Source organism: Nitrosomonas ureae, from assembly GCF_001455205.1.
Taxonomy (GTDB): domain Bacteria; phylum Pseudomonadota; class Gammaproteobacteria; order Burkholderiales; family Nitrosomonadaceae; genus Nitrosomonas; species Nitrosomonas ureae.
In genome coordinates this window covers 143,747-157,876 of the sequence record NZ_CP013341.1, presented here as the reverse complement: position 1 = coordinate 157,876, position 14,130 = coordinate 143,747, and the positions used below count along the sequence as shown (strand labels likewise).

Annotated in this window: 11 protein-coding genes; 7 read left to right on the top strand and 4 right to left on the bottom strand. The window is 43.0% G+C overall.

Translation table 11 applies throughout. From position 1 onward, the window contains the following. The first annotated feature begins 24 nt into the window (after positions 1-24). Both ATY38_RS00835 and ATY38_RS00825 read left to right on the top strand, forming a co-directional pair. Positions 25-432 carry a universal stress protein gene (locus ATY38_RS00835; protein ID WP_062557624.1) on the top strand — a complete coding sequence of 136 codons (408 nt, stop codon included), beginning with the start codon at positions 25-27 and terminating at the stop codon, positions 430-432. A gap of 960 nt (positions 433-1,392) precedes the next feature. Beyond that, entirely contained in the window at positions 1,393-2,559 is a 1,167-nt protein-coding gene (locus ATY38_RS00825) for a hypothetical protein (RefSeq protein ID WP_062557622.1), read from the top strand. Positions 2,560-2,676: 117 nt separating this feature from the next. On the opposite strand, the gene ATY38_RS00820 is transcribed toward ATY38_RS00825, so the two are convergent. Further along, positions 2,677-3,318 carry a response regulator gene (locus ATY38_RS00820; protein WP_062557621.1) on the bottom strand — a complete coding sequence of 214 codons (642 nt, stop codon included), beginning with the start codon at positions 3,316-3,318 and terminating at the stop codon, positions 2,677-2,679. Positions 3,319-3,334: 16 nt separating this feature from the next. Continuing rightward, positions 3,335-5,452 carry a sensor histidine kinase gene (locus ATY38_RS00815; protein ID WP_062557620.1) on the bottom strand — a complete coding sequence of 706 codons (2,118 nt, stop codon included), beginning with the start codon at positions 5,450-5,452 and terminating at the stop codon, positions 3,335-3,337. 298 nt (positions 5,453-5,750) lie between these two features. Here ATY38_RS00815 and ATY38_RS00810 point away from each other — a divergent pair, with 298 nt between their 5' ends. The 5 genes from ATY38_RS00810 to ATY38_RS00790 all read left to right on the top strand — a co-directional run bounded on the left by ATY38_RS00810 (position 5,751) and on the right by ATY38_RS00790 (position 10,904). After that, positions 5,751-6,605: a hypothetical protein gene (locus tag ATY38_RS00810; RefSeq protein WP_062557619.1), complete on the top strand. Its 855-nt coding sequence runs from the start codon at positions 5,751-5,753 to the stop codon at positions 6,603-6,605. A 220-nt stretch (positions 6,606-6,825) separates the two neighbouring features. Continuing rightward, positions 6,826-8,058: a bifunctional alpha/beta hydrolase/OsmC family protein gene (locus tag ATY38_RS00805; protein WP_062557618.1), complete on the top strand. Its 1,233-nt coding sequence runs from the start codon at positions 6,826-6,828 to the stop codon at positions 8,056-8,058. Between the two features lie 6 nt (positions 8,059-8,064). Continuing rightward, the gene (locus tag ATY38_RS00800; RefSeq protein WP_062557617.1) at positions 8,065-8,469 is read left to right on the top strand and encodes an RNA-binding S4 domain-containing protein; all 405 of its coding nucleotides are present in this window, start codon (positions 8,065-8,067) and stop codon (positions 8,467-8,469) included. A 17-nt stretch (positions 8,470-8,486) separates the two neighbouring features. Next, positions 8,487-9,272, top strand: coding sequence for an aldolase (locus ATY38_RS00795; protein WP_062557616.1), 786 nt, complete (start codon positions 8,487-8,489; stop codon positions 9,270-9,272). Between the two features lie 435 nt (positions 9,273-9,707). Then, on the top strand, positions 9,708-10,904 hold the full coding sequence (locus ATY38_RS00790) for an HD-GYP domain-containing protein (protein WP_062557615.1): 1,197 nt from the start codon (positions 9,708-9,710) through the stop codon (positions 10,902-10,904). Positions 10,905-10,918: 14 nt separating this feature from the next. Here the strand turns inward: ATY38_RS00790 and ATY38_RS00785 are convergent, their stop codons facing one another. Next, positions 10,919-13,246 carry a nitric oxide reductase activation protein NorD gene (locus ATY38_RS00785; RefSeq protein ID WP_062557614.1) on the bottom strand — a complete coding sequence of 776 codons (2,328 nt, stop codon included), beginning with the start codon at positions 13,244-13,246 and terminating at the stop codon, positions 10,919-10,921. A gap of 58 nt (positions 13,247-13,304) precedes the next feature. Next, on the bottom strand, positions 13,305-14,111 hold the full coding sequence (locus ATY38_RS00780; protein WP_062557613.1) for a CbbQ/NirQ/NorQ/GpvN family protein: 807 nt from the start codon (positions 14,109-14,111) through the stop codon (positions 13,305-13,307). Between the last annotated feature and the right edge of the window lie 19 nt (positions 14,112-14,130).

The window sequence follows — 14,130 nt, the reverse complement described above, 5'->3', positions numbered from 1 at the left end:
CAATAAACCTTATAAAATTTAATCATGTACAAAAAAGTCTATATTGCAATTGATGAGAGCGAATTCTCAAAACAGGCCCTGACAGTGGCCACAAAAATTGCTGAAACTTTCAAGGCATCCTTATGTATAGCGCATTGTATTAATAATGATGATCTTGAGTCCAGCCAGGAAGCAGGGCTTGAAGTATTGGAAAAAGCAAAATCAAATATCAATGGCTTAGAAATCGAAACAAAGCTTCTCGTCGTTGATGATCAGTACGGTCTGAATGCAATCAGTATGGCAATCGCAGAATCAGCAACAGAATGGAAAGCGGATTTGCTTGTAGTTGGCACTTCAAATCGTAAAGGACTTGAGCGCTTCTTTTCTGGCTCTGTAGCAGAGGAGTTAATTAAGAAGGTGGATTGTTCAATAATGCTGGTACGGATTAGTTAATTAAAATCCAGATCATTATGCGCAAAATATTTCATTTCGTAATGGGAGGTTAATATGGCAATTCAGAAAATTTTTATTTTTTCTTTAATGACAATGCTGCTTACTTTATTTGTAATGTATATGAATATTCAGCATCCTGCTGTCAACGTTAATATAAGCTTAATTCAATTAAGCGACGAAGTTTTGATGGGGGCAGCGCTATTCATTATTTACTTATTATTGGGTAGTTTTTATCCCAAGAAAGCTTCACCCCGTCTCATTAAATAAGTATTACTTTGACGATCTAAGTTTTTAATTTTAAGAAACTAAATTTAAGTAAACTCAATACCAACGAGTCGTCTGTAATAGCCGTAGCTGGATTCGGCAATGTTTTGCCAAAATGGACATTTGTCAGATCAAGGCTGCGGCTATTACAGATGACTTGTTGGACTACTGGCTGTTGATTGTTATGGCGGAAAACAGCCTTCCAACATCTTATCCGAAGGATCACCCGAGCAACGGGTGATCCAGTAATATTCAGCAAGTACTTTTGTGGCATTCATAAGCAGTATTTCATGAATACTGTCAGCAACTCAAGTCATTGCAGAACAAACTCTCGATGGTTAACTGTGTACACCACATTTTCCATGCCAATTGGCAAGTTGATGATAAATGAATCAATTTGCCACGTATTAAAAAGAGCGGGCAGTTCTTATTCAGAAGTTTTCTGCTCTAAATAGCGCTCATTATCTCTTTTTTGATAATGTGTTTTTGATCAATATCCGCGATTCTTTGCAATCGCGAATATAACGGCGCTCAAATTAAGGGATTGTATTAGGAAGAAAAGATTATTTATGAACATCAGAGATGTAAATAGTTTTCATTTGCAGATTGATTGCAATAAATCGGTCAATCTTCCGAAGCATTGATCCAAACTTTGAGCAATACACCACTTCTTCAAACTCATCAAAGGAATCTTAAATGAAAGTTGAGAATTTCATGAAACCAAACATTATCTTACCGACTGTACGCAAACGGATGAACGCTATATTCATTACAGCGTTATTCGTCATAGGCATGGCTATTGCATTCACTGGAATAGTGCATGCGGCTCCACTGCCTGCCGGTACTACGGGAATAAAATGGAACCCTGGCCATTATTACACCATTCAAAACTGGGCTAATGATGACCCGATCTACATGGCAAAAGTTTATAAGGAATTAAAAGAAACCCCTGCTCTGCGGGGCATGCAACTGCGTTACTTATGGGGTTGGATCGAGAAATCACCGGGTGTCTATGATTTCTCTTCCATCGATAAGCATCTTGCCAAGCTTACTAAAATGAACAAACGTCTGGTCATTCAAGTGCAGACCAAATCATTTGAAGCTGACTGGAAGCTCATACCGAATTATTTAAAAGCCCCTAAATATGAGGGTGGCGCATTTGCATTTAATGACTGGGGAGGATCTAAAACGATAGACGGTTATAACATCAAATTATGGAACCCTCATGTACGTGACCGTCTGATCGCCTTATTCAAGGCACTGGGCAAACGCTACAACTCGCATCCGAATTTTGAAGGTATCGGCATGATCGAAACGGCTATGGGGCAAGCGGTGAAACCGCTGACAGCGGCTCAGGCTGATAAATGGTTCGACAATTTAATCATTGTGCAGCAAAAAGCACGGACATTCTTCCCCAACACCATGACCATTCAGGAAATCAATTATCCGCGCGAATATCTCAAGCAAATCACTACCGCGATGGTAAAAATGGGTGGGGCGCTCGGTTGCCCGGATGTTTATCCGGATGAGCCGGGTCTCAATTTTCCTCCCAATCCCTATTCCCCTCAAGGTGCATACCGCCATTTCTCTCAGCTCTCAGGAACCATACCTATTGCGCCGACAGTGGAGAAGGTCAATTATTTAAATACTCGTGGCGATAAAAAAGGCCATGTGCCCACCGTTCAGGAGCTTCTTGTATTCGCACGCGACGAATTAAAATCCAATTACATATTCTGGCAGCGCCTCCCTGAGTATGTCGATGATGTTCTTGAGGTCATGCGCTTTAATAAACAAAAAAGCACTCCGTCAGGCGGCCTAAAAGCTGCTTGTCCTAAGAATTATCCTTCTTGTATATGGAATTAGGATTTCTTGGTTACGTAATGAAATCTGGCTGAAATAATTGTGAATTATTATGGTATTTCACTTTGCAACAGTTTTCTTCGTTGATTCAGTGCTGAGAATTCAGAGCAGGGAGATTTATTATTGATCTGCAAACCATTTGGTTGCATAACGTATTAAATCTCCCGTATCTCTCAATTTCAATTTAGTACGAATATTAAATCGATGTGTTTCTATCGTTTTAACGCTACGGGATAATAAGTTTGAAATTTCATGGCTGTTATAGCCAAGACCAATTAAGTGGAATACCTCGAATTCACTGGGAGTCAGCGCACTTACCGTAGCCTCTTGCTTATAGCCTCTCACTGCAATTCGCCTTAATACTTGTTCTTGTATACTTTTACTCAGAAAAATATTACCTTTCAATACTTCACGAATCGCTGCTATCAGAACATTTCTAGGCTCCTGTTTCATGACATACCCACGAGCACCGGCTCTTAATGCACGTTCAGCGTAGACAGATTCATCATGCATCGAAATAAATAATACAGGCAATGAGGGGGCTAATAATTGGATGCTTTTGATTATTTCAAGCCCGGATACTGATTTAAGTGAAACATCCAAGATCAATATATCAATTGGAATTTTTTCCTTGATATTTTTCTTGATAATTTCAATGGCTTCCGGACCATCTCCTGCTTCACAAGAGACTTCCATATCCGCTTCCATGTTAATCAGCATTGCCATGCCGTGCCTAATCATGGCGTGATCATCAACTAACATTATTTTTGAATTGGTACTAATTGTCACCTTGATTTACTGGAACTATGAAATGCACTTCTACACCACTCACATTTCGTCTTAAGATTTTTAACTTGCCATCCAATTGTTTTGCACGGTAATGCATAATCTTTATTCCCATTCCCGAAAACAAATCTTCTTCTGAACTAGATTCGGATTCGTCGAAGCCTTGGCCATCATCACTGATTGTGAGGTGCAGAAGTTTTTCATTTGATTCTTCTATGGTTAAAGAAATTGATATATGCCTTGCTTTACCATGAATTACTGCATTATTAATCGCTTCCTGGGCAACTCTATACATATTTAGCGCTATTACGCTACCCACGTCCTCATCGCTAATATTGTTGGTGAACTTACAGATTACATTATACGTCTCGCTAATTCTAGTTGCGAGTGTTTGAAGAGCGGAAATCAATCCATTCGTTTCTAATTCGAAAGGTAATAGAACTTTTGAAAGTTGCTTAATATTTACCACGAGATTTTGTGTTTGTAGCGCAATGGATGCTGCCAATTCCGAGATTTTCTCGCGCGGTATATTCGTATCGCCGGTTTGCACTTCCAGTACACTGGCTTGAAATGCAACCGCAGCTATTTGCTGACCAATATTGTCGTGTAACTCTTGTCCAATTTTATGAACCTGACCTTCAGCAACAGATACCAGAGCTTCCTCAACCTGCCTAAGTTCGATCCAACCTTCTAAAACACTTGCGACAGCATCGATAAGTTTTTGCTCTTCAGTATTGGAGCTTTGCGCATCCTGCGTGTAGTAAACCCGTAAGTATCCATGATTCTTATGATTAATATAGATATCGGAGTGAATAAAAAAATTAAATATAGATTTTCTATCGCTTGATCTGACGGGTTTTATTATTTCAATAATATTAGTGGAGTGTGCTTCAATGTTTTGATTTTTGTCATAGTCTTGAGAAACATAGCGCTTATCGTTGATTAAAATTTCCGCTATGCTGGCATGTGGAAATTGTAAAGCGGGGATCAGGTGCTTAAAAATTTTCTGACATACTCCGTCGATTGATACTTCCAATTCCATTTCCTGGCGTATCTCATAAAGACAGGTTATTTCCTTTAGTCTTTTACGTAACTCTTTTTCTTTATTGGTTAATTCAATGGAATATTCTTCAGCCTTAATCTTTGATTGATGTGCTTCCTTTTCAGAGCTTATGAGTTTTCTGATAAACCAGTTCAATAACAGAATTTCAGCAAGAATCAGGGCCACCAAATAGAGGGTGATGTCTTTTAATTTATCATTAATCGGCATAAATAATTCATCCTGGTCCAATTTCAGCAACATCACAATGCTAAAAGCGGGTAATGAAGTATATGCCTCAATAACAGGAACATTTCTATAATCGACTGCAGAAGCAACGCCGTTCTTTCCTTCTAGCGCCATTTCTTTTGGAGAAACACTGCCTTCTTTGTTATAGCTAACCCCTAAGTGTGTAAATCTAATAGAACCCGGACTATTGATAAGACATGCGATGGCTTGACGATTTTCAGATAATTTGGCGCAGATTAGAAATTCCACACTCTTTCCAATAGATTGAATATCCCTGAAACTTCGGGTTAAATTCGGTAATCGTGTTTCCGTAGTGATTCTTCCAATTCTGTTTCCCTGGTTAAATACATTTACGGTTGTACGCAGTACAAAAACATTATCCCAAATTAGCTTAGAGTTTTCGTCAGTATCTAATGGTATTATGGGATTTTCGTTCGAGCTAAATACACCAACTTGAGATAACACGTTGTTATTCCGGTCATAAACTGCAGCCGCACTAAAACCTATCAGTGTAAGGGAATTGACATTACGAGTAAGATTGTTACTGGCACTTTCATTATCGATATTATCATTTAGATCCTGCATAAACTGAACAATAAAGGGCCTGAGAGCCAGTGCCCGGGTATCTTCTATTCCTTTTTCTATTCTCGTCTGAAATAATAAAGCCTTACCTTCTAGGGCTCCAGTCAATCCCCTACCCAATACGGTTTCAATCTGCTGGCGCATTGCATTATAAACAGTGATTCCGGTTGTCAGTGTCAATCCCAATAACAATAGACCGCCTACGATGCTGATTTTGTGAACATCCTTGGTAAAGAACACGCTACTCTCCTTGGGTTATTTTAATTTACTGATTGTTGAATGCGGCAATATGCCACATTGCCAATAGGGGTGCCTTAAACGATAATGCAAGAGTACTCTGCTACTGTGTAATGATTTAATCGATAGTGTATTACATCTGCTTGTCGATAATTTCCAAAAACTGCAACTGAGCATTGAATAATTATTTATCGATTTTCAGGAACTACTGGAAGGAAAATGAAGCTTAATTTCCGGAAGTGGTATCCATCTCGTCATTATTTTCTTTTTGGTACTTATATTCTTGCGGGGAATCCAGCCTATGCCACTGCTTATTAAACAACAAACCTCGATTCTTCAACTCATATTGGCCATGTTCAACGCGCCTCCAGGCGCGAGCAATCTTAATTATCTCACCGTTCAACTGAACAAAGGTCAGGCGCTGGAAAGTTTGGCGCAGTCACTGGCGGAAAGTATCCTGTTTTTTGATAAACAGTATGATACTCATCTTTCTCCCATCGATTTTTCTGAAGCCCTGACAAAGGATTTGTTCGGGAATCGACTATCAGATAAGAATAAGGCCTTAATCATCGATTATATGGTTAATAAAATATCATCCGGATCTTCTCAAGTGGAATTAATTGTGGAATTTATCAGTGTGTTATCCTCGGTTTCTATTTCCGATTCCCACTGGGGTAAAGCGGCTTTGCACTACAATCGCCATAATGTCACAAAAATTATCGATTACTTGTTAGGCGATACCTTTACCGCTGAGAACAAAGCCGTTGTGATTGAATTTATTTTGACTCAGATGAAGGCTGGAAAGACTTTTGGTGCAATGATCGTGTGGGGTATCAGAACCTTAGTGAATGTCGATCACGATAATCCTGTTTGGGGTAATGCGGCAAAGCTATTCAATCATCGTGTTGAAGTTGCGAAATATCATTCCATCGATAAAAACGGTATCGTTACAGATCTTGTAACTTTGCAACAAATTCTGTCCGGTGTTACGGCGAATTCCGCAACAATCATGATTGCAAAAGCCGCAATTGACACATTACAGGATAATTCTTGCATGCAGATTCAACATATGAAAGCATTTCGCTTGGATGAGGCATTGAAAAATGATAAACAAGACTCTGTTTTATCCTCCGCACAGGAACTAAAGTTTGCCTGACAGGCAGCACACAAATTCCGTGGTCTTGTCATAGCTTTACTTGGTGCTCGGGTGAGTAATGAGAACACTTTAATAAAACATCAGATTTCCGCATCAAGCTTTAGTGGTTTTTTATTCATGCAAATGAGCGGGTTTTAATCAGTCATTTTTGGTACTATTCGGACATAGCTTTGAAGTAAATAGGATTTAAGGTAATTTGCTGTGAAGAGGTCGATAGTCCATGCCACGTATTGAAGCAGTATTTGAGAATTCGCAGGGTGAGTCATTAACAGGCTTGTTAGAAATGCCGTCCGGCGCTATTAAATCGTATGCACTATTTGCCCACTGTTTTACTTGTTCCAAGGATAATCCGGCGGCAGCACGGATAGCCTTTGCACTGGCTGATCGGGGTATCGCCGTATTACGATTTGATTTTACCGGGTTGGGTACGAGCAAAGGTGATTTTTCGGATACCAATTTTTCTTCCAATGTTCAGGATTTATTAGCAGCGGCACAGTATCTTGAACAGCACTATGCTGCACCTGCATTGCTAATCGGACATAGTTTGGGAGGCTCTGCCGTACTGGCTGCAGCACAGGATTTGTCATCGGTTAAGGCGGTGATTACCATCGGTGCCCCGGCAACCGCCTCGCACGTGAAGCATTTGTTCGCGGATTCGTATCGTAAATTGCAAGATCAGCAATCGGTGCAAGTTGAGTTGGGTGGAAGAAGTTTTAACATTCGCCGTCAATTCATTGATGATTTGGAGAAATACAATTCTGTGGCGCATATTGGCGCGTTAAGAAAAGCATTGTTGATCTTTCACGCGCCGCTGGATGATACTGTTTCGATAGACGAAGCGGCGCGTATCTTTACTGCGGCCAAGCATCCTAAGAGCTTTGTGTCGTTGGACCATGCTGACCATATGCTATCCAATCCGCAAGATTCCCAGTATGTTGCAGAGGTATTATCCGCCTGGGCCAGTCGTTACTTAAAAACAAATCAAACATCAGCTGAACAAGGAGAAGTCGCGCGGCAAGCGGTCGAGCAGGGTGTGGTGATTGTGCGCGAGTGCGATAAAAAATTCACCCGTGAGATTTTGACGCAGCATCACCGTTTGATCAGCGATGAGCCCATTGTACTGGGTGGTTCTGATCTTGGATTAAATCCTTATGAATTATTACTTGCTGCGCTGGGTAGCTGTACTTCAATGACCTTGCGCATGTACGCAAATCACAAACAAATTGACGTGCAGGATATTCAAGTCGAGTTGCAGCATAGCCGGATTCATGCCGAGGATTGTGCCGATTGTGAGAAACAGCAGACGCAAATTGACCTTTTAACACGAAACATTCGATTGACAGGCAATTTGAGCGATCAGCAACGTACCCGATTACTGGAAATCGCTAATAAATGCCCGGTGCATAAAACGCTGCAAAACAAAATCCAGATAAATACTAATCTTACAGATTAATATTGTATGCAATCCAATGAAAATAATGAGAAATATCGTATAGATAAGTGGTTGTTTGCGGCACGGTTTTTCAAAACACGTGCATTAGCAGCTGAAGCGATTGATCGTGGCCGGGTTGCGATTAATGATCAGAAAATCAAGCCTGCAAAAACAGTGGCAGTTGGAGATAGAGTGGAAATTCGTATTAATAATTATCAATATACGATTGAAGTATTGGGGTTGTCGAATAAAAGAGGCTCTGCGCCACAAGCACAGCAGCTTTATCGTGAAACTGAGGAGAGCCGGGAGCAACGGGCGCTGCTGGCCGCACGATTAAAAGCCCAGCCCCAGCCTTTTTTTACCAAAGGACGCCCAACCAAGCGTGACCGACGGGAAATTGAACGGTTCACTTTAAACACCGATGAATTTTGAGAATTTAGTGAGTGAGTATGAGCAATGACACTTTCAACTTAGGCAAAGAACAATTGATTAAACAATCGCTGAAGCAAATGGATAAGCATTTGCAAGGCGCAAATTATACGCCGGCACAAAAATTGGCATTGACCTGCAGAATTTTGTTTGATAATGGACATGATTCAGGATTAGCCGGACAAATTACCGCACGTGGTGGGCAACCGGGTACTTATTTGACGCAACGGCTGGGATTTGGCTTTGACGAAATTTGTGCCAGCAATTTATTGCTCGTCAATGAAGATTTGGAAGTGCTGCAAGGCGACGGCATGGCCAATCCGGCCAATCGATTCCATTCCTGGCTGTATCGCGCGCGCCCTGATGTGCAATGCATTATTCATACGCACGCCGTACATACCGCTGCGCTGAGCATGCTTGAAGTGCCGCTGGAAATATCGCACATGGATAATTGCGTGCTCTATGACGATGTGGCTTTCTTACCCCGGTGGCCAGGTGTTCCGGTCGGCAATGATGAAGGCGAAATGATTTCCAAGGCTATCGGTAACAGACATGCCTTATTGTTAGCCCATCACGGTTTATTGATCGCCAGCTCGAGTATTGAAGAAGGATGCATACTGGCACTTGCTTTTGAACGGGCGGCGCGCATGCATTTGCTGGCCGCCTGCGCGGGTAAGATTCAGCCGATTGATCCCGCTTTAGGGCGTGAAGCACGCGACTGGATTCTGCGCGGACAACGTAGTACTGTGGCTTTTGCATACTATGCACGACGTACTTTAAGAAGTGGGGTGGATTGTCTGAAGTAGTTGTATGCCAAGTACCATTAACTTTGTGTGTGTCATTTGAAGAATAATATTCCCACGCTATAGCACGCTATATTTAAAAATCAATTAAAAAATTGATGCCCTTTTAATCAATATGCAAAAATATCCAATTACACAAGTTTTATTTAACATTATATAAGTATCTGTATTATAGTTAAATAATATGTATTCAGTATAAATAGACCTATAAAATACCGCATTCCTGTCGTTAATTTTTTCACCCAAAAGTGCACAATAGATTGTTTTCGTGTAGATCAGTGATTGATACTTGAAAGCTGAATCAATCAATATTAAGTAATCTGTTGATAATAATATTTATTCTTATCGAAAGAATCGCTGAGTGATTATATCGTCATCGTACAGATGAAGTTCACAATCCATTAATTGAATTTATTTTTTACTTTTATATTGAGCCTAATGATAAAGAAAGTGCAAGCCAATGAGGTCCGGCTGGGGATGTATATTCATCAGATCCGCGGCAATTGGATGGAACATCCATTCTGGAGAAAATCGTTTAAACTGATTCAGCAAAAGGACCTGGATAAGCTTGTGAGCTGCAATCTGGAGGAAATATGGATTGATACCAGTAAAGGGCTGGATGTTGTTAAAACTATTCAAGTGAAAAACCCTGATGGTGTGGATTCGGATATATTGCCACAGTCAATAAAAAAACCGGTTGCACGGGTTTCGGTCGAGGAAGAGCTGCATGTTGCCAAAATAATCCAAAATAAAGCTAAAGAAGCGGTTGCTGCAATGTTTGACGATGTTCGCATGGGTAAGGCGCTCGAAATTGAAGAAGCGAAATCATTGGTGAATGAAATCAATCAATCCATGGAACGAAATCCAAACGCATTGCTTACATTGATCCGGTTAAAAAATGTTAACGAATATACCTATATGCATTCCGTTGCGGTTTGCGTGCTGATGGTTGCGCTGGGGAGGCACTTAGGCTTGAGTGAGGTGCAAATCAAACAAGCGGGTACTGCCGGACTGCTGCATGACATAGGAAAAATGGTGATTCCGAATGAAGTACTCAATAAACCCGGAAAATTAACGGATGAAGAATTTACCATTATGAAAAGTCATCCGGTACGCGGCTGGGAAATTCTGAAATCCTGTTACCAGGTTCATGAAACGGCTTTGGATGTTTGCTTGCATCATCATGAACGGGTGGATGGAAAAGGTTACCCGGAAAAATTATCCGGTGATGCCTTGACGTTGTTTGCGCGTATGGGTGCAGTGTGTGACGTTTATGATGCAATTTCTTCAGATCGTTGCTACAAGGCGGCTTGGTCGCCAGCTGAAGCCATTCGGAAAATGGCTTCCTGGAAAGACGGACATTTTGATGAATCGATTTTTCAAGCATTTGTTAAGACGGTTGGTATTTATCCATCCGGCACTTTGTTAAAACTCCAGTCCGGGCGGTTGGGCGTGGTGATAGAGCAATCGACAAAAAAATTAACCACCCCCATTGTTAAAATTTTTTTTTCAACACGCGCCAATGCGCATATTCCGGCTGAAATTATAGATATATCAAAGGGGATGGATAGTATTGAGAGTCTCGAAGATCCCGTTAAATGGGGCTTTGATCTCAATAAGATTCAGGGAATATGATTCGCTTTGATAATCTACCTTGTTAACCCCGCATACAATGCCGGTAATTTCTCCGGCAAGCGCTCCACGTGATCCACTACCAAATAGTTGCGTTCGCCGAAAATGCGCGACACATATTGATCGGCGCGCGGGTCCAGGCTCATGCAGTAGGTGAGGATACCTGAACGCCCGGCTTCTTCCACGGCTTTCTTGGTATCGTGGCGCAGGTATTGCGGATCGCGTACGTCGACGTCCGCCGGTTCGCCATCGGTGATGACCAGCAGTAGCTTCTTCGCGGATTTCTGCAGTTTCAGGTAATGATTGGCATGGCGCATGGCGGCGCCCATGCGCGTCGATAATTGCCCGGTCATACCGGCAAGGCGGGCCTTGGGGATTTCGTTGTAGGGTTGTTCGAAATCCTTGAAACGGTAATATTCCACATCATGCCGTCCATCCGAGCAGAAGCCGTGAATCGCAAACGGATCACCGATTTTGTTGATAGCGTTCGCAAGCAATACAGTGGCTTGTCGGGTCAGATCCAGCACGGAGTAGTCTTGTCCGGCAACTTTTTCATTGGTGGATTCCGATAAATCGAGCAGCACCAGCACGGAAATATCACGCACCTTGCGTACCGAGCGCATCATGATGCGAGGATCGGGTTGCATACCCATGCGGATATCGATCATCGAACGAATCGCGGCGTTGATATCGATCTCATCGCCATCTTCCAGTTTGCGGATACGACGAGTGCCTTGTGGTTGCATCGCATCCAGTAAAAACTTCATGCGCGCAATCTCGCGTTTGTATTGTTGTGCGATGTCGTCAATGCACTGCATGTCACCGAGCTTGGCGCGTTTTTCCTGTACCGTCGCCCAGTCAGGGCGTTCCAGTTGGATCTGGTAATCCCATTCGGAGTAGTGGTACGGCGCTGACACCGGCTCCTTGCCTTCCATATCGTTGTACGAAACACCCATGTCTTCGTAGGGGAAGAATTCGGTACCCATGACCCAGATTTCCTGCGCATCGTCTCCGGCTGATTCGACTTCGACTTCGTTGGCGAATTCCATCACATTGACGTATTTGCGCACTTGTTTTGGTGCCTCATAACCAGCCGATAATGATTTGTTTAAATCAAACTCTTCGAATTCCCAGAAATAACGGTTGTCATCGCGATAGGGTGCGGTGAGGTGATCTGTAAGCATGGCAAAGGGAATGTTTTTTTCTCTAAAGCTGTGGGTCAGTTGAACCCCAATGCCCCAGGAGATTTGATAGCTATCCAATTTGTCTTGTGCAGCTGCAAAAAGACTACGGCCTTCTGCGATCCAGTGATCGGTATCCTGATAGTCCGGGTCGAGCAAAGCGCGCGCCAGGCGATTGAGATAATCGCCCATCGTGGCAGCCATGTCCGGTGTGGCGGTATGCAACGCTGCCCAGCTTTTGCGTAGACCGGGAAAGCGGCGGATGGCAAGTTCTTCGATACGTGCATCTTCAATCACGGAGATCATCGCCATTTGCATCGGATTCAATCCTTCCGCGGAAATAGGCTGTTTGGTTTCCACCAGATGTGCGGCAGCATGTGCGGCGGCGGCCCGATAAACTTCGGTTGCGGTGACATCACCATGGCTGTCATAAGCATCGGGTAGGTAGATGAAATAATTTTCAATATAAGGTTTGTAGCCCTCGCGCGATTCGAAATCACCGGAAGTGGGTTTCATGAAAAAATCCCGCCCCCAAAGGGCGCGCAAGTACATATTGATACGGCGTTGCACGTCGACAAACAGCGTACCTTTACGTTCTTTTTGCAGAACTGCGAGCGATTCTTTGGATTCCAATCCAAAGTACTTCATTTGCTCTTCATAGTCCGTGCGATGCGCATGCGCTCCCCACATCGCCCAGCGGCGCAGGCCCCCTAAAGTCAGTTGCCCGAAGAGAATATCCAATTTGTTGAGCATGGGACGCATGCCTCGCGGTGCTTGTGCAATCAGGGTATTCAGAAATTGCAGATAATTCTGGAATAACTGGGCGTCACCCAGGCGCTTGGCAGCTGTGGGGGAGGTGGCTAATACCAATTCGATTACCGCACCTGAAGTTCTTGACGCGAGTGAAAGCACAGAAGTTGCCAGATCGCTGATGATATCCTCACCAATTTCTTTGGTAACCAGTGGAATTTCATCAATCCAGCAATCCACCAGGCTGCGCCCGCGACCTAGCCCACGCAGTGCCGAGACACCTTTCAAATAATTATCCAATCCCCGTGCCGAAAAAGTTTTCACTACTTCAGGCCAGGCATGACTGAGCAATTCAACCGATTCCGGTTCCAGATCTTCCAGTAATTCTTTGTAGTCATCCAGATTAATACTCATCGTGACACACTCTTATAAAAGATTATTGAGCAACTGTATGCAATGAATTCGCCAAGTTTTAATTAAAGAAAGTTGAAACAGCGGCATCCAGCGCATCGCGCATATCAGGGTCATCGGTAATGGGGCGTACCAGGGCAACGCGGCAAGCGGCATGGGCATCTACCTTTTTGACGATAAGGCTGCCGGCGTAAATCAACATACGTGTTGAAATGCCTTCGTCCAATCCATGACCTTTCAGATTGCGTGCACGTTCGGCAATCGACACCAGTTTTTCTGCAATCTCAGTGGATACGCCGGTTTCATGCGCGATAATTTCACTTTCAATGTCATGACTGGGGTAATTAAAATCCAGCGCGCCAAAACGTTGTTTGGTCGATTGTTTGAGGTCTTTCATCAAACTTTGATAACCCGGGTTGTAGGAAATGACGATTTGGAAATCAGCATGCGCATGAACGAGTTCGCCTTTTTTTTCCAATGGCAGGACACGGCGATTATCGGTTAATGGGTGGATTACCACGGTGGTATCCTGGCGTGCTTCAACCACTTCATCCAGATAGCAGATAGCGCCATAGCGCGCGGCGACAGCCAATGGACCATCTTGCCAGCGCGTGCCATTGGCATCCAGCAGAAAGCGACCCACCAAATCGGACGCAGTCATATCTTCATTACAGGCAACGGTAATCAGCGGTTTTTTTAATTTCCACGCCATGTGTTCAACAAAACGGGTTTTGCCGCATCCTGTAGGACCTTTCAGCATCATAGGCATGCGCACGGAATAGGCCGCTTCATATAATTCCACTTCATCAGCTACGGGATGGTAATAGGGCTCTGCGGTTACGCGGTATTGATCAATGATTTTGCTCATGATGAACTCCTGTTATAGC